Below are 23,532 nucleotides of genomic sequence, written 5' to 3'. Positions count from 1 at the left end.
CGCGGTGTGACGGCCGGCGTCGTGCTAGCGTGGAGACGCGGGTCCGCCGCCACGACGGACAAGGACGGACGGGGCCGCCGCAGGGCGGGGTCGCAGGACATATGGGACGGCGCAACGAAAGGAGCGGCCATGGCGACGCAGGAATCGCCGAAGCGGGACGGGGCGGGGGAGGACCGGTGCGGCGACGCGCCGGCCGTCGCGATGCGCGGCGTCGGCCTGCGCCGCGCGGGGCGCACGATCCTCGCCGACGTCGACCTGACGGTTGGCCGCGGCGAGAAATGGGTGCTGTTCGGCCCCAACGGCATCGGCAAGTCGACGCTCGTGCGGATGATGGCGACGCGCGGGCACCCCACATGCGGCACCGTCGACGTCCTCGGCCGCAGGCTCGGCAAGGTCGACGTGTTCTCCTACCGCCATCTGATCGGACTGAGCTCGGCCGAGCTGCTGCGCGCGCTGCCCGACGGCGAGGACCCGCTCGACGCCGTCGTCACCGCGCTCAGGGCCGTCACCGGACGCTGGCGCGACACGTACAGCGACGACGAGGTTGCGCGGGCGCGCTCGCTGATGCGCGACTTCGGCATCGAATACCTCATCGGCGGCTCGATGGCGAGGCTGTCCGAGGGCGAACGCACGCGCGTCATGGTCTGCCGTTCGCTGATGGCGCGCTCCGAGCTGCTCATCCTCGACGAGCCGACGACCGGGCTCGACCTGGGTGGCCGCGAGATCGCGCTGCGCGCACTGGGCGCGATCGGACGCGACGACCCGCGCGCCGTCGTCCTCGTCACGCACCGGCTCGAGGAGATCCCGACCGGATTCGACCATGTGGCGATCATGGGCCGCGCGCCCGGCGCCGCGGACCTGTCCGGCGCCGCGGCGGCCCCCGCGCCCGGCACGATCGTCTTCGCCGGCCGCATCGGGGACGGCCTGACCGACGAGCGGCTCTCCGCCGTGTTCGGCCTCGACCTCGAGGTGCGTCATGCGCGCGGCCGCTGGGGCGCGACGCTGCGCGGCTGAGCGCGGGCAAAGCACGTGGCCTCGTGTACGCTGGCGGGTGTCAATGTGCACGAGGACGGCGCGGGCGCCCGCGCCGATGAGTCAAGGAGTCGCCGTATGCGCCGTGGTCCCTTTGTGGCGGGGGAGAAGGTCCAGTTCACCGACCGGAAGTCGAACAAGATCACCGATCAGCTCGTCGTGGGAGGCTCGACGCAGACGGCGCACGGCCTGATCCTGCACGACGACGTCATCGGCATGAGCGAGGGCGTCGTCGTCACGAGCGTGACCGCCAAGCGCGAGGCGCAGGTCAACGCCGCGCATCCCGAACGCGACGCGAACAAGCCATGGAAGGGCACGCGCGCGATCGGCGGCTGGCAGTTCGCCGTCATGCGCCCGCGCCTGGCCGACTACGTGCTGTCGATGCCGCGCGGCGCGCAGATCATGTATCCGAAGGACACGGCGCAGGTCGTCGAGCTGGGCGACGTCCGCCGTGGCCACCGCGTGCTCGAGTCGGGCGCCGGATCGGGCGCGATGAGCCTGCACCTGCTCGAGGCGTGCGGCGGCGAGGGCGAGCTGACGACGATCGAGCTGCGCCCCGAGTTCGCGAAGGTGGCGCGCGCGAACGTCGACCTGTACTACGGGGGTCATCCGGACAACTGGACGCTGCTGACCGGCGACTTCGACTCGGTCGCCGCCACATTGCCGGCCGGATCGTTCGACCGCGTCATGCTCGACATGCTCGACCCGTGGAACCGCCTCGAACAGGCCGGACGCGTCATCGCGCCGGGCGGCGTGCTCACCTGCTACGTGACGACGACGACGCAGATGGCCCGTCTCGCCGAGGCGCTGCGCGCGTCGGGACGCTGGACCGAGCCGCAGATCCAGGAGACGCTCGAACGCAACTGGAAGGCGCAGGGCCTGGCCGTGCGCCCCGACCACCAGATGATCGGACACACCGGCTTCCTCGTCGTCTCGCGCGCGATGGCCGACGGCTATGGGGCGCTGCGCCGGCGCGAACGCGCGGCGAAGGACACGACGACCGACGTCGACTCGCTCAGCCCCGAGCAGCGCGAGGCGGCCTTCGAGGAGCTCGAGCTGCGCGACATCTCCGACCGCAAGCTGCGCAAGGTGCTGCGCGACCTCGACGCGCAGCTGCGCGCCATCGGCGACGCCGAAGGCGAATAGCGCGCGGCCGGCGCGCCCGGCGCGGGATATACTGCATATGACCCGCCCCAAGGGGCATCGATGGATGAAAGAGCGTGCATGAACGTCAGGAAGGCCGCGAAGAAGGCGAAGGACTACAGGTACGTGCTGCTCGTCATGCGGCACGCGAAGACGGAGCCGCAGAACGCGAAGGGCGACTTCGAACGCGAACTGCTCGACAAGGGCCTCAAGCAGGCCAAGCGCATGGCCAAGGGCCTGAAGTCGATGGGGCTGACGCCCGACCAGATCGACTGCTCGAACGCGGTGCGCGCCCGCCAGACCTGCGCGCGCATGCTCAAGGTGTTCGGCGACGGCCCGAAGGTCGACTACACGAAGTCGCTGTACGAGGACGGCATGCAGTCAGTGTTCGACGCGCTCGCCTCGTGCAAGGACAAGCGGCGCACGCTGCTCGTCCTCGGCCATGAGCCGACCGTGTCGATGGCCTGCCAGTGGCTCGCCGGACCCGGCTCGGAGCCCGACGCCGCCGACCTGCTCACGCTCGGCATGCCCACGGCCTGCGTGGCCGTGTTCGGCTCGTCCGAGCCGTTCAGGAAGTGGGGCACGCACGAGGCCGACCTCATCGCCGTGCTCACGCCGAAGGACTTCGACTGACGCCCGTGCGCGCACGGAGCGCGGACAGGGGAATGCGGCCGGACGATCCCGGGGATATAAGCTGCGGTTATGACGTCGTCTCAATAACCGGTATGGCCGTTGAGCCGGGTTTTCGCAAGATTCGGGCGCCGGCGTACGCTTCGGTCTGCTAGCGTGATGGACGTCGCAGCAAGCAAGACTTCTTTGGAGGCATCCATGAGCGTACCCACGTCCATCTCCGGTTTCCCGCGCATCGGCCGCAACCGCGAGCTCAAGAGGATCATCGAGGCGTACTGGAAGGGCGCCGCGTCGCTCGACGACGTGCGCCGCGTCGGCCGCGAGCTGCGCGCCGAGCATTGGAGGCTCGAGCGCGCCGCCGGCATCGACCTGATCCCGAGCAACGACTTCAGCCTCTACGACCAGATGCTCGACACGGCGATCCTGCTCAACGTGATCCCGGCGCGCTACCGCCGCCTGTCCTTCGCCGAGCCCGAGGAGACGCTGTTCGCGATGGCGCGCGGCTACCAGGGTGAGCGCGGCGACGTGACCGCGCTGCCGATGAAGAAGTGGTTCACGACGAACTACCACTACCTCGTGCCCGAGTTCGACGAGGCGACCGAGGTGCGGCTCAACGGCACGAAGCCCTTCGACGAATACCTCGAGGCGAAGGCCCTGGGCTACGAGACGAAGCCGGTGCTCATCGGCCCCTACACCTTCCTCAGACTCTCGCGCGACGCCCAGGCGCGCGAACTGACGATCGACGAGGGCCTCGTCGACGCCGTCGCCGGCGTCTACGCCGAGATCCTGCGCCGCTTCGCCGACCTCGGCGCCGCATGGGTGCAGCTCGACGAGCCCTGCCTCGTGCTCGACAAGGACGACGCCGACGTGCGCCTGTTCAAGTCGCTCTACTCGCGCATCCTTCCCGCCCGTCAGGACCGGGTCAAGGTGCTGCTCAACACCTACTTCGGCGACATCGCCGACATCTACGAGACCGTGCGCCTGTTCGAGTTTGACGGCGTCGGCCTCGACCTGGTCGAGGGCCGCGACGCGAACCTCGCCGCCGTCGAGAAGCATGGCGTCGGCGAACGCACGACGCTGTTCGCAGGCGTCGTCTCCGGCCGCAACATCTGGCGCAACGACTATGCGGCGAGCATCGCCCTCGTCGAGGCGCTGCGCCATGTCACCGACCATGTCGCCGTCGCCTCCGCCTGCTCGCTGCTGCACGTGCCGTTCAGCACGCAGGGCGAGGAGGCGCTCGGCGACGACGTCCTCAAACACTTCGCGTTCGCCGTCGAGAAGCTCGACGAGGTGCGCGAGATCGCCGACCTCGTCGACCTCGACGACGACGCGAAGCGCTCGTCCGACGTGCTCAGGGCCAACCAGCTGCTGTTCGACGGCAGCCGTGTGGCGCGCGACGAGACCGTCCGCGCGCGCCTCGAGGCGCTGGGCGACGACGACTTCACGCGGCGTCCGGCGCGCGCCGAACGCCAGCGGCTGCAGCACGAGGCGCTCGGACTGCCGCCGCTGCCGACGACGACGATCGGCTCGTTCCCGCAGACCGGTCAGATCCGCGCCGAACGCGCGAAGCTGCGCCACGGCGAGATCGACCGCGACGCCTACGACGCGTTCATCAGGGAACGCATCGACGACGTGATCCGCAAACAGGAGCGCATCGGCCTCGACGTGCTCGTGCACGGCGAATTCGAACGCAACGACATGGTCGAATACTTCGGCCAGCACCTCAACGGCTTCCTGTTCACGAAGAACGCGTGGGTGCAGTCCTACGGCACGCGCTGCGTCAAGCCGCCGATCGTCTGGTCCGACGTCTCGCGCGCCGAACCGATCACCGTCGCATGGAGCCGCTACGCGCAGTCGAGGACCGACAGGCCGATGAAGGGCATGCTCACCGGCCCAGTCACGATCCTCAACTGGTCGTGGCCGCGCGAGGACATCTCCGCCGAGGAGCAGACGCGCCAGCTCGCGCTCGCGATCCGCGACGAGGTGCTCGACCTGGAGGCCGCCGGCATCCGCATCATCCAGATCGACGAGGCCGCGCTGCGCGAGAAGCTGCCGCTGCGCCGCTCCGACTGGCACGCCAAGTACCTCGACTGGGCGATCCCGGCGTTCCGCCTCGTGCATTCGGGCGTCAAGCCGACCACGCAGATCCACACGCACATGTGCTACTCCGAGTTCAACGACATCATCCGCGACATCGACGCGATGGACGCCGACGTCATCTCCTTCGAGGCGTCGCGCGGCGACCTCGTCGTCCTCGACGCGATCCACGACGCCGACTTCGAGACCGAGGCCGGCCCCGGCGTCTACGACATCCACTCGCCGCGCGTGCCCGGCGAGCAGGAGATCGAGGAACGCATCGGCGAGATCCTCGCGAAGATGGACGTCGACAAGGTGTGGATCAACCCCGACTGCGGCCTCAAGACCCGCGGCGAGGCCGAGACCTGGCCGAGCCTCGAACACATGGTCGAGGCCGCGAAGGCCGTGCGCTCGCGCCTGTAGGGGGCCGCGCCCACGCCGTCGGATCCCCGGCGTCCTCCCCGTCCCGGAGGCGGCCGTTGGGGATCCCGTCCCGACGTCCTCCGTCTTCCTGTTCCCCTCCCTTCCCGTCATTTCCCAACCTCCCGTATCCGAGGACGACCCACCATGCCCATCTTCTCGCTCGAGATCTTCCCTCCTAAACGCACCGCGCCGGTCGGCACGATCTACGACACGCTCGACGGCCTGCAGGGCCTGAGCCCCGCGTTCATCTCCGTGACCTACGGCACCGGCAAATCGGTCGACCGCACCGCCACCGCGCGCATCGCGAACACCGTGCGCGCCGAATACGGCATCCCCGCCGTCGCCCACCTGACCGCCCAGTATCTCGACGAGGCCGGCGCCGAGGAGGCGCTCGACCTGTTCGACCAGGCGAAGGTCGCCGGCGTCCTCGCACTGCGCGGTGACCGCAACCCCGAACGCGAACCCGCCAACGTGTTCCACCACGCATCCGACCTTGCCGCGTTCATCCGCGAGCGCCGCCCCGACCTGCCAATCTACGGCGCCTGCTATCCGGAGAAGCATCCGCAGGCGGCGAGCCTCGACGAGGACATCGACAACCTCAAACGCAAGGTCGACGCCGGCGTCACCCACCTGATCTCCCAGCTGTTCTACGACGACGAGGACTTCCTGCGCTTCCGCGACAAGGCGCGCGCCGCCGGCATCGACGTGCCAATCGAAGCGGGCATCATGCCCGTCGTCAACGCGGGCTCGGTGCGCCACATGGCCGACCTGTGCGCCTCGAGGATCCCCGAACGGCTCGCCGTCATGCTCGAGATGTGGGGACAGGACCCCGCATCCCTCAAGGAGGCGGGCATCGTCTACGCGTCCGAGCAGATCCGCGACCTCGTCGCCCGCGGCGTCGACGGCATCCACCTGTATACGATGAACCGGCCGTGCGCCGCCCGGCGCATCTGGGCGAACACGAAGGCGTTCTTCGCCTGAACCCTCGCGCGCCCGAAGCGTCATCCAGCGCGGGTAGATTGGACCCATGGAACAAGGCACACCGACGAACATCCCCACACGCGACGTCATCCACGCCGGACTGCAGCACATCAGCCGGGCGAAGCAGCTGCTTAGCGACCTGGCCGGCCCCGGCGACGGGCGCGCCGTCTCCACGCTGCTCGGCCAGCTCGCCGAATGCGACGACCCGGACACGGCGCTCGCGAACCTCGTCGACATCCGCCGCGCGCTCGACGAGCGCGGCGAACCGCTGTCGTCGATCGTCGCCGACGAGGCGCAGATGACACGGCTGATCGGCGTGCTCGGCGCCTCGAACGCAATGGGCACGCTCATGCGCTTCCGCCCCGACCTCGTGCGCGCCGCCGTCACGCCGCCGCGCGACACGGCGCTCGTCACGCGCGAGGCGCGCCGCGCGCGCATCCTCGACGCCGTCGGCGCCGACCCTGAGGGCACACCCCCGACTGCAGGCAAGGAGCTCGCCGAGGCGGCAGGCGCATTGCGCGCCGACTACCGCGAACAGCTCGCCGCGATCATGGCGCAGGACGTGACCGCCGGCGACCCGATCGAGATCCAGCCGAAGATCAGCGCCGAACTGTCCGACCTGGCCGACGCGGCGCTCGAGGGGGCGCTCGCGATCGCCAGACGCGAGGTGGCCGGCTCCGAGCATGTGCGCTTCGCCGTCATCGGCATGGGCAAGCTCGGCGCTCGCGAACTCAACTACGTCTCCGACGTCGACCTCATCTACGTCGTCGAACCCGCCGACGAGGCAACCGACAACACGACGCTCACGCGCATCGGCACGAAGATCGCGACGACGCTGCAGCGCGTGTGCCAGTCCGTCGTGGCCGGCGTGGCCGAACAGCCGCTGTGGCAGATCGACGGGGCGCTGCGTCCTGAAGGCAAGGACGGCCCGCTCGTGCGCCGTCTCGAGGCGCATCGCGCCTACTACGAGCAGTGGGCGCAGAACTGGGAGTTCCAGGCGCTGCTCAAGGCGCGCGCCGTCGCCGGTGACGCCGCGCTCGGCGCCGACTACGAGGCGATGGCAGCGGGGTTCGTCTGGTCGGCCGCCCGGCGCGACAACTTCGTCAACGACTGCCAGCGCATGCGCGAACGCGTCGAGGACCTCATCGCCGCGCCGCTCAAGGACCGCGAGATCAAGCTCGGCCGCGGCGGCCTGCGCGACGTCGAGTTCACCGTGCAGATGCTGCAGCTCGTGCACGGCCGCACCGACCCGTCGCTGCGCGTGCGTCCCACGCTCGACGCGCTTCAGGCGCTTTCCGACGGCGGCTACGTCTCACGCCCGCAGGCGAAGGCGCTGCGCTGGGACTACCGTTTCGAACGCGTCCTCGAACACCGCCAGCAGATGTGGATGCTCAAACGCACCCACCTGTTTCCCGACCTCGGGCCCGGCAACGTCGGCGGCCTCGAACGCAAACGCGCGATCGACCCCGACGAACTCAACCAGAGCCCCGAGATGCACCGTCTGGCGCGCGTCTTCCACATGCTGCCCGAACAGCTCGTCGACCAGTACGACGAGACGCGCCGCGAGGTGCGCCGCCTGCACAACGACATCTACTACCGGCCGATGCTGCCAATCTCGGCGACGAGCCCCGACGAGACGGTCGAACTGAGCGAGCAGGCGACGCTCGAACGCTACGAGGCGATCGGATTCGCCGACCCGGCCGCCGCGCTGCGCCATGTGCGCGCGCTGACCGACGGCGTCACGCGCGCCGCGAAGATCAACCGCATCCTGCTGCCCGCCGTGCTGCGCTGGCTGGGCGAGGGGCAGAACCCGGACATGGGCCTGCTGTACTGGCGCACCCTCGAGGAACGCTTCGGCGGCGAACACGAATACCTCGGCTTCCTGCGCGACTCGCCGTCCGCGGCGAGGCGCCTGTGCCACGTGCTGTCCAACTCCCGCTACCTGGGCGACGCGCTCAACAAATCGCTCGAATCGATCACCTGGCTCGGCGACGACGCGAAGCTGCACGCCCGCCCGCGCGCGAGCCTCGACACGCAGTGCGCGGCGATCATCGACCGCCACTCGCATTCGGACCGGGAGGCGGCCACGGCGCTGCGCGCGCTGCGCCGCCACGAGATCGAACGCATCGGCCTCGGGTGGATGAGCGACGTCATCGCCACGCCCGAGGCGCTGCAGGGCATGACCGACGTGTACGACGCGATCCTCGACGCCGCGCTGTGCTGGTCCGTCGCCGCCCAGATGCGCGACGACGGCGCCGACGAGGCGCCCGCCGCAATCGCGATCATCGCGATGGGCCGCTACGGCGGCCGCGAGGTCAACTTCAGTTCCGACGCCGACGTCATCGTCATCTACCGGCCCGCCGCCGGCGCCGACGACGCGGACGCCAACCGCTTCGCGCGCAAGGTGCAGGAGCGGCTGCGCATGCTCATGCAGGGCCCCGTCAGCCTCGAACCGAAGATCGAACTCGACATGGACCTGCGCCCCGAAGGCAAGAACGGCCCCCTCGTGCGCTCCTACGCCTCCTGCCGCGAGTACTACCGCGCATGGTCGAGCACATGGGAACGCCAGGCGCTGCTGCGCGCACGCGCCGCCGCCGGCGACATGACGCTCGCCGACGACTTCCTCACCGCCATCGCCGACCCGATGCGCTACCCCGATCGGCCGCTGACCGACGAGGAGATCGGCGAGATCCGCCGCCTCAAGGCGCGCATGGAGGCCGAACGCCTGCCGCGCGGCGTGCGCCGCGAACGCCACCTCAAACTCGGCAAGGGCGGCCTGAGCGACGTCGAATGGACCGTGCAGCTGCTGCAGCTGCAGCATGCGCACGACGACCCGGCGCTGCGCGTCAACTCGACGACGGAGGCGCTCGACGCGCTCGTCGCCGCCGGCCACATCGGCGAGGAGGACGCGAAGATCCTCGGCGAGGCGTGGCAGCTGTGCACCGACGCGCGCAACGGCAACTACCTGTGGAGCGGACGCGCCGCCCAGGCCGACATCCTGCCGACCGACATGTACTCGCTCGGCGGCATCGCCGTCTACCTCGCTACGACGCCAACCACGGCCAGCGCTTCGAGAACGACATCCTCGCCCAGATGCGCCGCAGCCGCGAGGTGTGCGAACGGCTGTTCTACGGCGCCGAACAGTGATCCCGACCGCATACTGAGACGGGAAACGCCCCGGGCCCCGTCCGGGGCGCGCCAATAGGCGGGTGCGGTTATAGTTGGATAGGTCACTTCGGTGATCACCTTCATACTCGGTAAGAAAGGTGAGTCATTGGCTAGCGAAGCACACACCGCACCCGCCACTTCGATGGTCGGGAGAAGCGTCATCACATTGGACGACCTGTCCATCGCGCAGATCCGCGAACTGCTCGACAAGGCGCAGTACATCGACACGCACCGCACCCAAGTGGCGCACACCTGCGAAGGCAGGGTGCTCGCCACTTTGTTCTATGAGCCGAGTACACGCACGCGCCTGAGCTTCGAGACGGCGATGCTGCGCCTGGGCGGCAAGGTCATCGGATTCGCCGGCGCCCAGCTCGCCTCGGTCACCAAGGGCGAATCGATCGCCGACACGCTCAAGACCGTCTCCAACTACGTCGACGTCGTCGCGATCCGCCACCCCAAGGAAGGCGCCGCGCTCGTCGCCGCCGACGCCGCATCCGTGCCCGTCATCAACGCCGGCGACGGCGGCCACATGCACCCCACGCAGACGCTCGCCGACCTGGCGACGCTGCGCTCGCGCTTCGGCCGCGTCAACGACCTGACGATCGGCCTGTGCGGCGACCTGACTTTCGGACGCACCGTGCATTCGCTCATCGAGACGCTGTGCCGCTTCGGCGACGTGCGCTTCGTGCTCATCTCCCCGAAGGAGCTCAGGACGCCGCAGTACGTGCTCAACCGCATCAACGCGACCGACAGCTGCTCGTACGTCGAGGTCAGCGACCTGAGCGAGGTCATCGGCGACCTCGACGCGCTGTACATGACGCGCGTGCAGAAGGAACGCTTCTTCAACGAGGACGACTACCTGCGCCTGCGCGACACGTACATCCTCGACGAGGCGAAGCTCGCGAAGGCGAAGCCGGACATGGCGGTGCTGCATCCGCTGCCGCGCGTCAACGAGATCGCCAAGGAGGTGGACGACGACCCGCGCGCCGCCTACTTCGAACAGGTCAGGAACGGCATGCTCATGCGCATGGCGTTGGAAAGCTCGGTGCTCGGCGACGAACTGCCGGGATTCGCCGCCTACGAGAACAAGGAGGTCGCCGCCTGATGGAGGTCACCAGCATCCAGGACGGGATCATCATCGACCATGTGCCGGCCGGCACGGCGCTCAAGGTGCTCGAGTACCTGCGCATCAACCCGGCCGCGACGAAGCTCGCGCTGATCATGAACACCGATTCGCGCCGCTATGGCACGAAGGACATCATCAAGATCGAGGACGCGGACACGGCGATCGACCTCGACGTGCTCGGCCTCGTGGCGCGTTCGGCGACCGTCGATGTCATCCACGGCGGACGCATCGTCGACAAGAAGACGCCGACGCTGCCCGAACGCGTCGTCAACGTCATCACCTGCGTCAACCCGCGCTGCGTGACGACGACCGAGCCGGGCATCGACCAGGTCTTCTACCTCGACCGCACCGACGGGGACGTGTACCGCTGCCGCTACTGCGACGAGGAGGCCGAGTTCTGATGGCTATCGTCTTTTCCGACATCCGCGTGTGGGACACCGGCGAACGCATCGACCTGGTCGTGCCCGACGGGCGCGACGTGACCGTCGACGCCTCGCGGCTCACGGTGGCGCCGGGCCTCGAGGACCCGCACGTGCATTTCCGCGACCCGGGCCAGACGCACAAGGAGACGATGGTCACCGGCTGTGCCGCCGCGGCCGCCGGCGGCTACACGAACGTGCTCATCATGCCGAACACGGTCCCGGCGATGGACGGGCAGATCGTCACGCCGGGGGAGCCGGGCGCCGACGAGGTCCTCGCCGCCGGCTGCGACAACGTCATCGACTACCTGCAGCACTACGAGCGGATCCACGGCGTGACATTGCCGGTGCGCTACGAGCTGTGCGTGTGCGCGACGAAGGGACGCGCCGGCAAGGAGCCGACCGAGCCGAAGGACTGGGCGTGGTACATGCCCGGCCACGACGACGAGAAGGACGCGGCGCAGATCGCGCACCCGGTCACGGCGATGAGCGACGACGGCTCGGCCGTGCCCACGCCGGTGCTGCGCGACGTGCTCGCGAACGTCAAGGAGACAGGGCTGTACCTCATCGAGCACTGCGAGCACCACGACGTCGGCGCCGTCAACGAAGGCCCCGTCGCCAGGAAGCTCGGCGTGCCCGGCATCCCCGAGGAGACCGAGCTGGCGGTCGTGCAGCGCGACATCGACATGGTGCGCGAGACCGGCGTGCACGTGCACTTCCAGCACGTGAGCACGGCGATCAGCTTCGACGCGATCCGGCGCGCCAAGGCCGAGGGCCTGCCGATCACCTGCGAGACGGCGCCGCACTACCTGGCCCTAAGCGACGAGGCGCTGCTCGAATACGGCACGCGCGCGAAGATGAACCCGCCGCTGAGAAGCGAGAAGGACCGCCAGGCCACGATCGCCGCGATCGCCGACGGCACCGTCGACATGATCGCCACCGACCACGCCCCGCACACCGCCGACGAGAAGGCGCTCGGCTTCCTCGAGGCGCCCAACGGCATCATCGGCCTCGAATGCGCGTTCGCCGTCTGCCACACCGTCCTCGTCGACGGCGGCTGGATCAGCGACGAACGGCTCATCGAACTCATGGCGCTCAACCCGGCCTCGCTGATGGGACGCCACTCGACCGACATCGCCGGACTGCTCAACACGAGCGCGAAGTGCGCGACGAAACGCACGCTCGACCTGGGCGCGACCGAACACCCCGAACGCCACGACCTCGTCATCCTCGGCCTCGACGACGCATGGACGATCCATGCGGACGAGTTCAGGTCGAAGGCGCGCAACACGCCGTTCGACGGATGGGAGGTCACCGGCAGGCCGTACGCGACGATCATCGGATCGCGCATGGCCTCCAGCCGCTTCGACGCGCTCGCCTGAGCGCGGGCGACGCCGCATGCCGCATCCGCAAACACCGTACGAGAACAACCAAGGAGCAGGATGGACCGCCTCATCGAAGCCATCGAATCCAAGCAGAATCCGAGCGTCGTCGGACTCGACCCCACGCCGGCGCTCGTGCCCGCCCAGGTCATGGACGCCTACCGGCTCGAAGCCGACGAATACGTCGAGGACGCCGACGACAACCTCGCCGCGACCGGCGCGGCCGCCGCGTACTTCGAATTCAACCGCGCGATCATCGACGCGGTCGCCGACATCGTCCCCGCCGTCAAGCCGCAGATCGCGATGTACGAGGCGCTCGGCCCGGCCGGCGTCGACTGCTACACGATGACCTGCCAGTACGCGCGCGAGCAGGGCCTGTACGTGATCGGCGATGTCAAGCGCGGCGACATCGGCTCGACGGCCGCCGCCTACGCGAAGCACCTGACCGGCTTCGACGGCGACGACGTGTGGCACGAGGACGCGCTCACCGTCAACCCCTACCTCGGCTCCGACGGCATCGAGCCGTTCGTCGAGGCCGCCAAGGAGGCCGACCGCGACCTGTTCGTCCTCGTGCGCACGTCGAACCCGTCCTCCGCGCAGATCCAGGAGCTCGAACTGGCCGACGGCGGCCGCGTCTACGAACACGTCGCCGACCTCGTCGAAGCGTGGGGCGCCGCCACGGTCGGCCGCTTCGGCTACGCGCGCACCGGCGCCGTCGTCGGCGCCACGCACCCCGAGGAGGGCGCCGCGCTGCGCGAACGCATGCCGCACACCTTCTTCCTCGTGCCCGGCTACGGCGCGCAGGGCGGCACCGCACAGTCGGTCGCCGGCATGTTCGACCGTGACGGCTCCGGCGCGATCGTCAACTCGTCGCGCGGCATCATCGGCGCATGGCGCGACGACGAGCGCTACAGCACGGACCTCGAACCCGAGACCGCGCTCGACATCGTCGCCGCCAACGCGCGGCGCGCTGCCGAGGACATGCGCGACCAGCTGCGCGTCGCGCTCGCCTGAGCCACCCCAGGCCGGCAGCGGCCACAGCGGAGAAGAAACCCACAGCAGAGAAGAAAGAGGGACAGGAAACCCATGCCAACCACAGCGTTTTCCCACACGGTGGAGGATGCCGTATCGAACGGCCGCACGCCGACCAGACGCACCGTCGACGTCGTCGACGTGCGCGAACTGACGCCCGGCGTCGTGCGCCTGACGTTCCGCGACGAGTTCATCGCCGCCAACGTCCAGCCCGCACAGTTCGTCAACCTGTACTCGTCCAACCCGCAGCATCTGATGCCGCGCCCCTTCGGCGTCAGCGACGTCGACGGCGACCGGGTCAGCCTGATCTTCGCCGTCGTCGGCTACGGCACCGACGAGTTCGCGCACCTCAAGGCCGGCGACCATGTGGACGTGCTGGGACCACTGGGCAGGCCCTTCGACCTGAGCCGCGCGGCCGACTACCTGCTCGTCGGCGGGGGACTGGGCATCCCGCCGCTGCTCGAGGCCGCGCAGGCGCTCGCCGCGCGCGACGACTGCCGCGCGATCGCCGTGCTCGGCTACCGCGACGCGCATTTCGCCGACGTGTACGCGGCCAGATACGCCGACGAGGTGCACAGCATCGACGAGTCGGAAGGCAACGTGCTCACGCTGCTCGAACGCCTGTGGCCGGACATGCAGGCCGAGGGCCGCGAGACGATCATCCTGTCGTGCGGCCCGACGCCGATGATGAAGGCGGTCGCCGAATGGGCGTCCAGACGCGGCGTCGACGCGCAGCTGAGCATGGAGCAGCGCATGGGCTGCGGATACGGCACCTGCGTCGCCTGCACGATCGACACGCGCGACGGGCGCGAGAAGGTGTGCGAGGCCGGCCCGGTCTTCACCGCGCACCAGCTGGGATGGGACAACAAGTGAGCCAGATGAGCGAGGACAACGTGAACATCGAACAGGAACTCAACGAAACCCCGACGAGCGTCTACGCGCCGCACGAATGGCGCCACGGCACCGTCGTCGCCGGCGTGCCGTGGAAGAACCCGGTCGGCACCGCCTCCGGCACCTTCAACGCCTACGCGTGCGGACAGTTCTACGACGTGTCCCAGATGGGGTCGGTCACCACGAAGGGCGTCTCGCCGGTCGAATGGCTCGGCAACCCGGGCGTGCGCACCGCCGAAAGCCCGGCCGGCACCGTCAACGCCGTCGGCCTGCAGAATCCCGGCGTCGACCATTACCTCGCACACGACCTGCCGTACCTCAAGGACCTCGGCGCCACCGTCATCGCGAACGTCGCCGGCCACTGCGACGACGACTACGCGCAGGTCGTCGACAAGCTCGCCGACTCCGACGCCGACATGCTCGAGATCAACGTCAGCTGCCCGAACGTGACGCACGGCGGCATGTCCGTCGGCACCGACCCGGTCGCGCTGGGCAAGCTCATGGACCGGCTGCGCCCGATGACCGACAAGCCGATGATCGTCAAGCTCACGCCGAACGTCACCGACATCGCCGCGATCGCGCGCGCCGCCGCCGAAGGAGGCGCCGATGCCTTAAGCATGATCAACACGCTCGTCGGCATGCGCATCGACATCAGGACCGGCGAGCCGATCATCGCCAACCGCACCGGCGGCGTCTCCGGACCCGCCGTCTTCCCGGTGGGCCTCGCCTGCGTGTGGCGCGTGCGCACCGCGCTGCCCGACATCCCGATCATCGGCATCGGCGGCATCGACTCGGGCGAGAAGGCCCTCGAATACCTGTACGCCGGCGCCAACGCCGTAGAGGTCGGCGGCGCCGCCCTCTACGACCCGACCGCGCCGATCCGCGTCGCCCTCGAACTCGAGGAGCTCCTCGACTCCAGGCCCGAACTGACCGAGAAGCTCGCCAAGGGCGACACCTGGCGCTGAACCGCCCGCCGGCGCCGCACACCGCAGACCACCAATTTCCGGAAGGAGACACGATGTTCGACTCACTCGACCACCGATTCACCAAGTTCCTGCTCGAATCGAACGCCCTCAAATTCGGCGACTTCACGCTGAAGTCCGGACGGCGCTCGCCGTACTTCATCAACGCCGGCGCCTTCGACGACGGCAGGAAGATCGCGACGCTCGGCGCGTTCTACGCCGAGAAGATCCAGACCGAGATCGACGACGAGCGGCTGCCCGCCCGCATCGACACGATCTTCGGCCCGGCGTACAAGGGCATCCCGCTCGCCGTCGCCACGTCGATCGCGCTCGAACTCAACTACGGCGTCACCGTCGGCTACACCTTCGACCGCAAGGAGAAGAAGGACCACGGCGACGGCGGCACGATGGTCGGCAAGCCGCTCGAGGACGGCATGAACGTGCTGCTCGTCGACGACGTGATGACCGCCGGCACCGCCGTGCGCGAGGTCGTCCCCAAGCTCAAGGAGCAGGCCGACGTCAACATCGTCGGACTCGTGCTCTCCGTCGACCGCATGGAGAAGACGAAGGACAGTGATCTGTCCGCCGTGCAGGACGTGAGCCGCGAATTCGGCTTCCCGGTGTTCGCGATCGCGAACGTCAGGGAGATCTTCGCCGCCGGCCGCGAACTGCCCGACGACAAAGGCAAGCCGTACGTCTCCGACGAGATCGCCAAGGCCGCCGAGGAGTACCTGACGCGGTACGGGGCGTGAGAGGGCGCCTGACGCTCGAATACGCATGACGTATGCAGGAAATCCGCCTGGCTCATCGAATCGATCAGGATGAGCCGGGCGGATTCCCATATCGGATACGGTAACGATTGGGGGAGTGATGGAAAGCGACGATCGCATCCTCGATGTGCTCAGGAACCGCGACGAAGGGAATGGTACGCGCGTCGGCTTCGCATACCGTTCGGCGGCGAGCGTGCTCACGTCTGTCGCGGACGTCAGGGGAAACGTGAACTATTCGCCGGTCTCGCTGTGGATTGTATTGGCGATGGCCGCACAGGGCGCGCATGGACGCACGCTCGAACAACTGGCGATACGCTCGGCATCGATGGATTGGATGCGGAGCAGTACCGTGTGCTCGTCGCATCGATCAACCGTCGCCGGCCGAACGCCAAGTCGGTGACGGCGGTGCACGATTCCGTATGGGTCGGGGATACGCTGACGCCGCGCCGTACATTCGTCGATGACATGAACAGTATGTTCGGTGCGGAGGTCAACGGCATCGACTTCTCGGATTCCAACGCCGGCGGAATCATCGGCGACTGGATCGGCAGGCGCACCAAGGGGATGCTGCGCCCGATCGTCGAATGCGACGGATCCGAATCGCTGGCCATCGTGAACACCGTGTATGCCGACGGACGTTGGAAGCAGCCGTTCAGGATCGAAGACACCACGTCCGAAGTGTTCCATGGCGGTCACGCCGATACGAAGGTCCCGTTCATGCACGGATTGTGCGAGGACGTCCTCTACCTGTGTGACGAGACCTACGGCTGGGAACGGCTCGACATTCCCTTCGACGACGGCGGCGAACTGCGCATCGTGCTGCCTGACCCGGACAACCTCGAGACCCTGCTCAAGGACCCCGTGGCGCTGCGCCGCGCGTTCGTCACGGAACGGACGTCCGCCATGCCGCAGGAGGACAGGCAGGAACTCGTCGGCATGGACAGGCTCAAAGCCAAGCTTGCCGCACGCACGAACCCCGCAGGCATGCCCATCTACGCGAACATCGTCACGGCGAACGTGGCGCTCCCGCGCTTCGAGATCGACGGCGACATCAGCGGTGCGACCATCATCGGTATGCTACGCGCATCGGGCGTCACCGACGCGTTCGACCCCGTGCATGCCGACTTCTCACGTCTATGCGACGGACCGGCCGTCATCGGCGACATCATGCAGGGCACACGCATCGAAGTCAACGAGCATAGGGCGAGAGCCGTCGTCTACACGGGCATCTGCGTGCCGGGCGCCGTCCCGCAATGGGGACATATGATCGCATTCAATGTGGACCGCCCGTTCATGTACGCGCTGATGACGCGCGACAGGCTGCTGCTGTTCATCGGAGCCGTACGCAACCTGTGATGGGCGGCTCAGACGACGTCGGGAGAAGCCGCGTGCGCTCGCGGACGGTTGAGAAGCGGATGATGCTCGGGGAGGGGGAAGTCGGCATATGATGAACGGGGCTTTGACGCTGGTCGCTGGATTATCAGACGAAGGCGGTACCGTCATATGCACCCGTCCAGATGCGCCGATGATCGGATGCAATGCAGCGCGCCACAAATAGCGGCTTCACGACGGCGGCTCTTTGTCATCGTGGCATGAATATACTGGCGGAGTAGTCAATACGCAGCGATGTATTGACGAAGTACTCTCGGTGATGCCCCTCCTCGGAGGGGCATCATGCGTTTGATTGTCCTTGATCTGGGCATTCCTTATCCGGTGGTTACGCTTGACACAAGCGTAAGTCTATCAGGTGAAATGAGCCATGGACGGCCCTGCGCCCATTCCGCAACGCGGCTCCTTCGGAAGAATCGCCTCCCGATAATTGGTATACTGGCCACAACATCGACAGACCGTCCATAACGACGCATGCGCTCGCGGACGGTCATAGGGAAGTCGATCGACGATGAAGTCAGGGAAGGAACGCATCATGCCCATGATCCAATGCCCCGAATGCGGCACGCACATCGCAGCCAAGGCGCGCATATGACCCTATTGCGGATATGTCGGCGACGACCCGATGCGGCCCATCGGCGCGCAGGCCGTCTACGAACCCGCCCCGCAGCTGCAGTTCGAAATCGAACGCTGGGATCCACGCACCAAGACGATGGGCACGCGTCGCGTCGACTTCACCCCCGAGGACAACAGAAAGATCTGGGACGCGTTCAAGGACTGGACGTGGGTGCGGACCGTGTTTCCCGCCTTCGCCGAAGTCGTGACCGGCATGGCGCGCAGCGAGAAGCAATGGGTCGCGGACATCCCGAAATACTATGAGAAGCTGCTCGACGAGGGACAGATCTTCTTCAACAGGGACAAGATGGGACGGCTCCTGCCGGATCTCAAAGGTCAACATGGACGCTTCGTGCAGAAAGTGCGCCTCAAGGAAACCGTGACGATGCCCGAACTGCTGCCCAACCTGCAGCATCTGGAGACGCAGGCCGCGCTCGCGATGATCATGAGCCAGCTGGAGAACGTGCAGGAGCAGATCGCCCAGATCCGCGGCGAACTGCAGCAGGACCGCCTCGCCAAGGCGGACGCCGCATGGGACCAGCTCAATCAGTCGTTGAAAATCACCGACGGACGCAGACGCGAACAGGCGATCATGATCGCAATCGGCGCCGGCACCGAAGCCAAACGCGCGTTGATGCGTCACCTGCATGGTTGCCTGAACGTCATCGAAGGCAACGCCGACCAGAACGAGGCGCAGCTCATCTTCGGCGACCTGCTCAAAGGCAAATCGAAGAAGGAACGCGGTAAAATCGAGGCGCGCATGGCGTACGACGACATCGCCGGCATCCTCAACGGTGTACGTGTGGAAACCGCGGGACACATGGCGCTCGGCGATACGGATGCGGCACGACGTGCGATGAAGGAATTCGCATTCTTCATCGAAACGGAACAACTCGACGACCGCGACACAATCCTCAGAATCGATTCACGGCTGCCGGTGGAGGAGAAACGTCCCGACATCGTCGACGAATTCGACGCGATCGCCCAACGCACGATACAACTGGGAGCACTGTCGGCAGGGCAGAGCATACCCGAACAGCTGCTCGTGGCATACCGTCCGCCACAGGATGGCAAAGACGACTACAGCGAAAAGGACGACATCGAAACGAGAGCATCGACGGACGACGTCGAGGACACAGTCGAAGCAGCAGACATCGAACCATACAAGGAGGAAGCATGAGCATCCGCAAGAAGAGGACATGCGCGACCTGCGGCGCGGAGATCCCACGAAGCGCCAAAGAGGACCGCTGCGACGCATGCATCGCAGCGGCGGCGGACAAGAAGATGGCCATCGCGAAAATCGGCGCGGCATTGATGGGCGGTGCTGGCGTAGTAGTCGGCATCGCATTGAAGTTATTCGGGGGCGGGAAGGGGAAATAGAATCCCCGAAACGTTCGCCGCCCTCGCCAACGAAAACCCGACGGACGACCCGCAAAGGAACCCACATGATCCGCATCATGACACCCGACGATTACGCGCCGTCGTCACATGCTGGACCTCATGCCCCGGCATGGGACTCAACACCATCGACGACTCACGTCAGGGCATCACCAGATACCTTGAACGCAACCCCACCACCAGCTTCGTCCGCGAAACCAGCGACGGCATCATCGACGGAGCCATCCTCGCAGGACACGACGGACGACGCGGCTACGTCTACCACACCGCCGTCAGCCCCGAACACCAACACCAAGGCATCGGCACCGCGCTCGTCAACGCGACGCTGCACGCGCTCGCGGATGAAGGGATCATCAAAGTCGCCCTCGTCGTATTCTCACGTAACGACGCAGGCAACGCGTTCTGGCAGCGCCTCGGCTTCAGCGCACGCGACGGCCTCACCTACCGCGACAAGGCGTTGTGCGCCATCACCCGCATCGACACATGAGCCGCCGGCTACGCGGCCAACGGACGATGCTCGAAGAACAGCGGCGGCTTGTCGCGCTCGCGGTAGAAGTCGTCCCAGCGTTCGAGCACGTCGCGCAGCGGGCCGGGCAGGTAGGAGAGCGCCTGCTCGGCGATGTCGTCGGGGATGCCGTAGGCGGCCTGCGCGATGCTCGCGGCCATCGCGGCCTGCGTGTCGCTGTCGCCGCCCAAGGAGACGGCGTTGCGGATCGCGTCCTCGAAGCCGTCGCTGTCGAGGAAGCAGCAGATCGCCTCGGGCACCGAACCCTGGCAGGTCACGTCGAAACGGTACGCGGGGCGGATGCGGTCGATGGGCAGGCTCATGTTGTAGCCGTACTCGTGGTTGATGTAGTCGCGGATGCGCTGCCTGCATTCGGCTGGATCGTCGGCGATGCTTCGCTCGAACTCGCCGTGGCAGCCGCCGAACCAGTAGCGTGCGAGGAAGATCGCGTCGGCGACGGCCATGCCACCCTTGATGCCTTCGGGATGGTCGTGCGTCACGGCTATCGAACGTTCGGCCAGCTGACGGCCGACGATCGGCATGAAACCGGTGCGCGCCATGAATCCGCAGTCCATCATCCAGCCGCAGGGGGAGACGCGCATCGCGGCACCGTTGCCGAAACTGCCGATGGGTTCGCGACTGTCCGAGGCGAGCCACCGCCGGAAGCGGCCGCCGTAGCCGGCGTGCGGATACATGCGGCCGTACTTTTTCATCGCGGCGATGAAGTCGTCGGCGCCGCCGCCGTTCATGACGCCCTCGGCCACGGCGCAGGTCATCACCGTGTCATCGGTGAAACGGCAGCCGTCGGAGAACAGCGGGAAATCCTTCGTCTTGATCGGATGCCACTCGTACTTCGAACCGACGATGTCGCCGATGATCGCTCCGAACATGATGCCCTCCTTGGATCCTCCACCGATCGGACGTCCCCGCCCGACGTTGCTTCAGTAGTGTAGCCGCATCACAAGGCCGGCACGGACGAATGCGCGACACACGTCATCAATGCGCGCGGCGAGGTCATAGCCGTGCGTGCCTGCGTCTGCGCACAAGATCGTCCGGGACGGAGAACCGGCACGCTGCGAACTCCCGAACAGCACGGACGCCATGCCGACGAGCGACGATGCCATCGTCGGTGTCCGGCATCGGAAAGCAAGAAGGAGAAGGCATATGCGGACAACACAGCACCAGACCACTGCGCTCGCAGGCGTATGTGAGCCGGCTCGTACGGCGCCGCATCTTCCCCTAGGATGTGCAACCACACATTGAAAGGCGACGACGCAGCCGGAACTATGCGCGCGTCAACATCAAGGATCGCATACGCTCGCACCAATTGCCGAGGATCGGGGGCGGCTCGCCGAGGTCGGTGTCGGTGAGCTTGGCGGGGAGCCTCTGTTCGTCATCCAACGAGCATGCCGGAGCATCCGCGGTGACGGACGAATGCCGCGCCGAATCCATCCACTTGAAAGCCATACAGCCTCGATGTACAGTGAAAAAAGATGCGCGGAGACGGGAAACCACGCACGCGGGCAGGAAGGGGACACTATGACCATGCCATTCGGACTCTATCCGCAGGACCATTGCACGAACGACTACTTCAACCCACCGGATCCGACAGGAACGAACGCCGCGCCCAATCCGGTCACCGAAGAAACGCCCGCCCCCGAACAGGCAGATCAGTATGCCGTCCCGACGCCGTCAAACGAACGCGGTCATACGGATTCGAATATGTGGTTCTCTACAAGGTGGCCGTCGCACTGCTCTCACTCGTCCCCGCAATCGCCGGCGGCGTGCTGACGAACGCGACCGACAATGCCGCCTATCTGTTCGCAGGCATAGCGCTGGGAGCGATCCTCGCGTTCCTGCTGCTCGCCTTCATCAAGAGATTCGAGAACATCGCGGTGATCGCACGGAACTCAGATCGCACCGTCGCCTACCTTCAAGCAATATACGCATGGGAACAGCCGCTCGTCGCCAGGTCGCTGCCTACAGCACAATCCGCGCCGATCGCCTACGCGCAGCCGGCGCCAGCAGCCGGGTTAGCAGTCGCCGAACCAGCAGTGCCGGCACAGTCAGCGCCAACCGCCGAGCCGACACAGCCGACAGCGACATTCATCAGCATGCCGCCGCTGCCGCCCCTTCCCGACGCCGCCAACGACTGATCCGGATACAGGGTACACGGAACAACGAGAGCCCGCCGACGCCATGGACATCCAGCCGAACCAACACTGCAAGGACGAAATTGAGAATTCGCGCACACCACTCCGTGACGGATAGGCCCTGACGTCCTGCGGATCAGTCGTGATGATAGATCAACGCGTCCACGTTGCGGTTCGCGATCTCGACGAGCTGGGAGAGGGGAGCGACGAACTGCCGTCCCAGCGGCGTGAGTTCGTAGTACACCTGCGGCGGCTTCGCATGCTGCACGACGCGCCGGCGTACTACGCCGCAGCGTTCCAGATACTTGAGCGTCTGCGACGCCATGCGTTCGCTGATGCCGCCGATCGTGCGCACCAGTTCGCTGAAGCGCAGCGAATGGTCCGCCAGCGCCAGGATGATGGGCAGCCCCCATTTGCCGCTGATGACCGACAGGTTGAAGCGGGTTGGGCAGTCCTTGGAGAAGATGTCGATGTCCTGCATAAGCCCATTATACCACATGAATATACAGGTACTTACGGTTAGTAAGCATCACTTCCCAAACCACCGAGACAAGCGCCAACATGACCACAACATCACAAGCATCTAGAAGAGGGGCTTCCCCATAGACGTATTGCATCTTATGCGCATAATGCGTATACTTATGATATGAGATTCAGAGAGGTGGAGCGCATCCTTCTTCAGGATGGCTGGCAGATCAAAGCACAGGTCGGCAGCCACCGGCAATACGTCCGCCCTCACAAGCAGGGCAAGGTGACCGTGCCGAATCACCGAGGCGATTTGCCTCCGGCCGTCGTGAAGGCGATATGGAAGCAGGCGGGCATACAGAGAAGGAGCACGAAATGAAGCTGACGTACCCGGTCATTCTCGAACCCTATGAGGAAGACGGAGGCGGCTATGTCGCGACCGTTCCTGACATGCCCGGTCTGGTCACCTATGGTTCTAGCCTGAGCGAGACGATGGAGATGGTGCAGGATGCCGCATGCGGATGGGTCCTCACCGAACTGGAGGACGGAAGACCGGCTCCGCGGGCCACGGCGCTGATGGACGTCGACACGGAAGATGTGAACGCGCAGAAGGCCCTGATTCTTCTGGACATGGATGCCTATGCGGAGAAATACGGCCGCCGCGCCGTACGCAAAAACGTCACCATCCCCGCATGGCTGGATACGTGGGCTTCTCGGCGGAATCTGAACTACTCGCATACATTGCGGGACGCTCTGGAATCCGAATATCGGCAGCAGACGATGGCCTGATCCGAATCACGGGACGTATCTGCGATTTTGGGGTGGGGCGGCCGGGTATAACCTCCGGCGTGTCGGGCCGCAGGTCGATGACACGTCGGGAGATACCGCACCTGTCCCACCCCAAAATCGCAGATACGCCCGTATGGAGGCCGGATGACGCCTTGACGGCGTCCCGCGGGACCAAGTCCGCGC

General features: G+C 66.7%; 21 protein-coding genes and 1 pseudogene. 20 read left to right on the top strand and 2 right to left on the bottom strand.

Going from position 1 to position 23,532, the window contains the following annotated elements; translation table 11 throughout:
* Positions 1-201 precede the first annotated feature (201 nt).
* The 17 genes and pseudogenes from BCHO_RS04240 to BCHO_RS04160 all read left to right on the top strand — a co-directional run bounded on the left by BCHO_RS04240 (position 202) and on the right by BCHO_RS04160 (position 19,924).
* Complete coding sequence (locus BCHO_RS04240) at positions 202-1,014, top strand: ABC transporter ATP-binding protein (RefSeq protein ID WP_024541360.1); 813 nt, start codon at positions 202-204, stop codon at positions 1,012-1,014.
* A 96-nt stretch (positions 1,015-1,110) separates the two neighbouring features.
* Complete coding sequence (locus BCHO_RS04235; protein ID WP_024541359.1) at positions 1,111-2,178, top strand: tRNA (adenine-N1)-methyltransferase; 1,068 nt, start codon at positions 1,111-1,113, stop codon at positions 2,176-2,178.
* A 78-nt stretch (positions 2,179-2,256) separates the two neighbouring features.
* Positions 2,257-2,808, top strand: a complete 552-nt coding sequence (locus BCHO_RS04230; RefSeq protein WP_024541358.1) for a SixA phosphatase family protein — start codon at positions 2,257-2,259, stop codon at positions 2,806-2,808.
* Between the two features lie 195 nt (positions 2,809-3,003).
* Positions 3,004-5,304: a 5-methyltetrahydropteroyltriglutamate--homocysteine S-methyltransferase gene (gene metE / locus BCHO_RS04225; RefSeq protein WP_024541357.1), complete on the top strand. Its 2,301-nt coding sequence runs from the start codon at positions 3,004-3,006 to the stop codon at positions 5,302-5,304.
* A gap of 144 nt (positions 5,305-5,448) precedes the next feature.
* Entirely contained in the window at positions 5,449-6,285 is an 837-nt protein-coding gene (gene metF / locus BCHO_RS04220; protein ID WP_034256185.1) for a methylenetetrahydrofolate reductase [NAD(P)H], read from the top strand.
* Between the two features lie 46 nt (positions 6,286-6,331).
* Positions 6,332-9,432, top strand: a pseudogene (locus BCHO_RS04215) (bifunctional [glutamine synthetase] adenylyltransferase/[glutamine synthetase]-adenylyl-L-tyrosine phosphorylase).
* Between the two features lie 163 nt (positions 9,433-9,595).
* Positions 9,596-10,558 (top strand): aspartate carbamoyltransferase, encoded by a 963-nt coding sequence (gene pyrB / locus BCHO_RS04210; protein WP_024541354.1) that lies wholly within the window; start codon positions 9,596-9,598, stop codon positions 10,556-10,558.
* Entirely contained in the window at positions 10,558-10,980 is a 423-nt protein-coding gene (locus BCHO_RS04205) for an aspartate carbamoyltransferase regulatory subunit (protein ID WP_024541353.1), read from the top strand. The genes pyrB and BCHO_RS04205 overlap by 1 nt, the downstream gene beginning before the upstream one ends.
* On the top strand, positions 10,980-12,380 hold the full coding sequence (locus BCHO_RS04200) for a dihydroorotase (RefSeq protein WP_024541352.1): 1,401 nt from the start codon (positions 10,980-10,982) through the stop codon (positions 12,378-12,380). Before BCHO_RS04205 ends, BCHO_RS04200 begins: the two co-directional genes overlap by 1 nt.
* 60 nt (positions 12,381-12,440) lie before the next feature.
* Entirely contained in the window at positions 12,441-13,394 is a 954-nt protein-coding gene (gene pyrF / locus BCHO_RS04195; RefSeq protein ID WP_024541351.1) for an orotidine-5'-phosphate decarboxylase, read from the top strand.
* 72 nt (positions 13,395-13,466) lie between these two features.
* A complete protein-coding gene (locus BCHO_RS04190; RefSeq protein ID WP_024541350.1) occupies positions 13,467-14,285 on the top strand; it encodes a dihydroorotate dehydrogenase electron transfer subunit in 819 nt (272 codons plus the stop codon).
* A gap of 5 nt (positions 14,286-14,290) precedes the next feature.
* The gene (locus tag BCHO_RS04185) at positions 14,291-15,268 is read left to right on the top strand and encodes a dihydroorotate dehydrogenase (protein WP_024541349.1); all 978 of its coding nucleotides are present in this window, start codon (positions 14,291-14,293) and stop codon (positions 15,266-15,268) included.
* A gap of 53 nt (positions 15,269-15,321) precedes the next feature.
* Complete coding sequence (gene pyrE, locus BCHO_RS04180) at positions 15,322-16,017, top strand: orotate phosphoribosyltransferase (protein WP_024541348.1); 696 nt, start codon at positions 15,322-15,324, stop codon at positions 16,015-16,017.
* 69 nt (positions 16,018-16,086) lie between these two features.
* Entirely contained in the window at positions 16,087-17,391 is a 1,305-nt protein-coding gene (locus BCHO_RS09675) for a serpin family protein (protein WP_081707997.1), read from the top strand.
* Positions 17,392-18,049: 658 nt separating this feature from the next.
* Positions 18,050-19,219, top strand: coding sequence for a hypothetical protein (locus BCHO_RS04170; RefSeq protein ID WP_024541347.1), 1,170 nt, complete (start codon positions 18,050-18,052; stop codon positions 19,217-19,219).
* Positions 19,216-19,419, top strand: a complete 204-nt coding sequence (locus tag BCHO_RS04165) for a hypothetical protein (RefSeq protein WP_024541346.1) — start codon at positions 19,216-19,218, stop codon at positions 19,417-19,419. The genes BCHO_RS04170 and BCHO_RS04165 overlap by 4 nt, the downstream gene beginning before the upstream one ends.
* A gap of 130 nt (positions 19,420-19,549) precedes the next feature.
* Positions 19,550-19,924 carry a GNAT family N-acetyltransferase gene (locus tag BCHO_RS04160; protein ID WP_081707996.1) on the top strand — a complete coding sequence of 125 codons (375 nt, stop codon included), beginning with the start codon at positions 19,550-19,552 and terminating at the stop codon, positions 19,922-19,924.
* An 8-nt stretch (positions 19,925-19,932) separates the two neighbouring features.
* On the opposite strand, the gene BCHO_RS04155 is transcribed toward BCHO_RS04160, so the two are convergent.
* Positions 19,933-20,832 carry an ADP-ribosylglycohydrolase family protein gene (locus BCHO_RS04155; protein ID WP_024541345.1) on the bottom strand — a complete coding sequence of 300 codons (900 nt, stop codon included), beginning with the start codon at positions 20,830-20,832 and terminating at the stop codon, positions 19,933-19,935.
* Between the two features lie 834 nt (positions 20,833-21,666).
* Here BCHO_RS04155 and BCHO_RS04145 point away from each other — a divergent pair.
* A complete protein-coding gene (locus BCHO_RS04145) occupies positions 21,667-22,098 on the top strand; it encodes a hypothetical protein (protein WP_024541343.1) in 432 nt (143 codons plus the stop codon).
* A 133-nt stretch (positions 22,099-22,231) separates the two neighbouring features.
* On the opposite strand, the gene BCHO_RS04140 is transcribed toward BCHO_RS04145, so the two are convergent.
* The gene (locus BCHO_RS04140) at positions 22,232-22,576 is read right to left on the bottom strand and encodes a winged helix-turn-helix transcriptional regulator (protein WP_024541342.1); all 345 of its coding nucleotides are present in this window, start codon (positions 22,574-22,576) and stop codon (positions 22,232-22,234) included.
* Between the two features lie 165 nt (positions 22,577-22,741).
* On the opposite strand from BCHO_RS04140, the gene BCHO_RS04135 reads away from it, so the two are divergent.
* Both BCHO_RS04135 and BCHO_RS04130 read left to right on the top strand, forming a co-directional pair.
* Entirely contained in the window at positions 22,742-22,939 is a 198-nt protein-coding gene (locus BCHO_RS04135; RefSeq protein ID WP_024541341.1) for a type II toxin-antitoxin system HicA family toxin, read from the top strand.
* Positions 22,936-23,349, top strand: coding sequence for a type II toxin-antitoxin system HicB family antitoxin (locus tag BCHO_RS04130; RefSeq protein ID WP_024541340.1), 414 nt, complete (start codon positions 22,936-22,938; stop codon positions 23,347-23,349). Before BCHO_RS04135 ends, BCHO_RS04130 begins: the two co-directional genes overlap by 4 nt.
* The last annotated feature ends 183 nt before the right edge of the window (positions 23,350-23,532 follow it).

Source organism: Bifidobacterium choerinum (assembly GCF_000741135.1).
Lineage (GTDB): Bacteria > Actinomycetota > Actinomycetes > Actinomycetales > Bifidobacteriaceae > Bifidobacterium > Bifidobacterium choerinum.
This window is presented reverse-complemented; position numbering and strand designations above follow the sequence as displayed.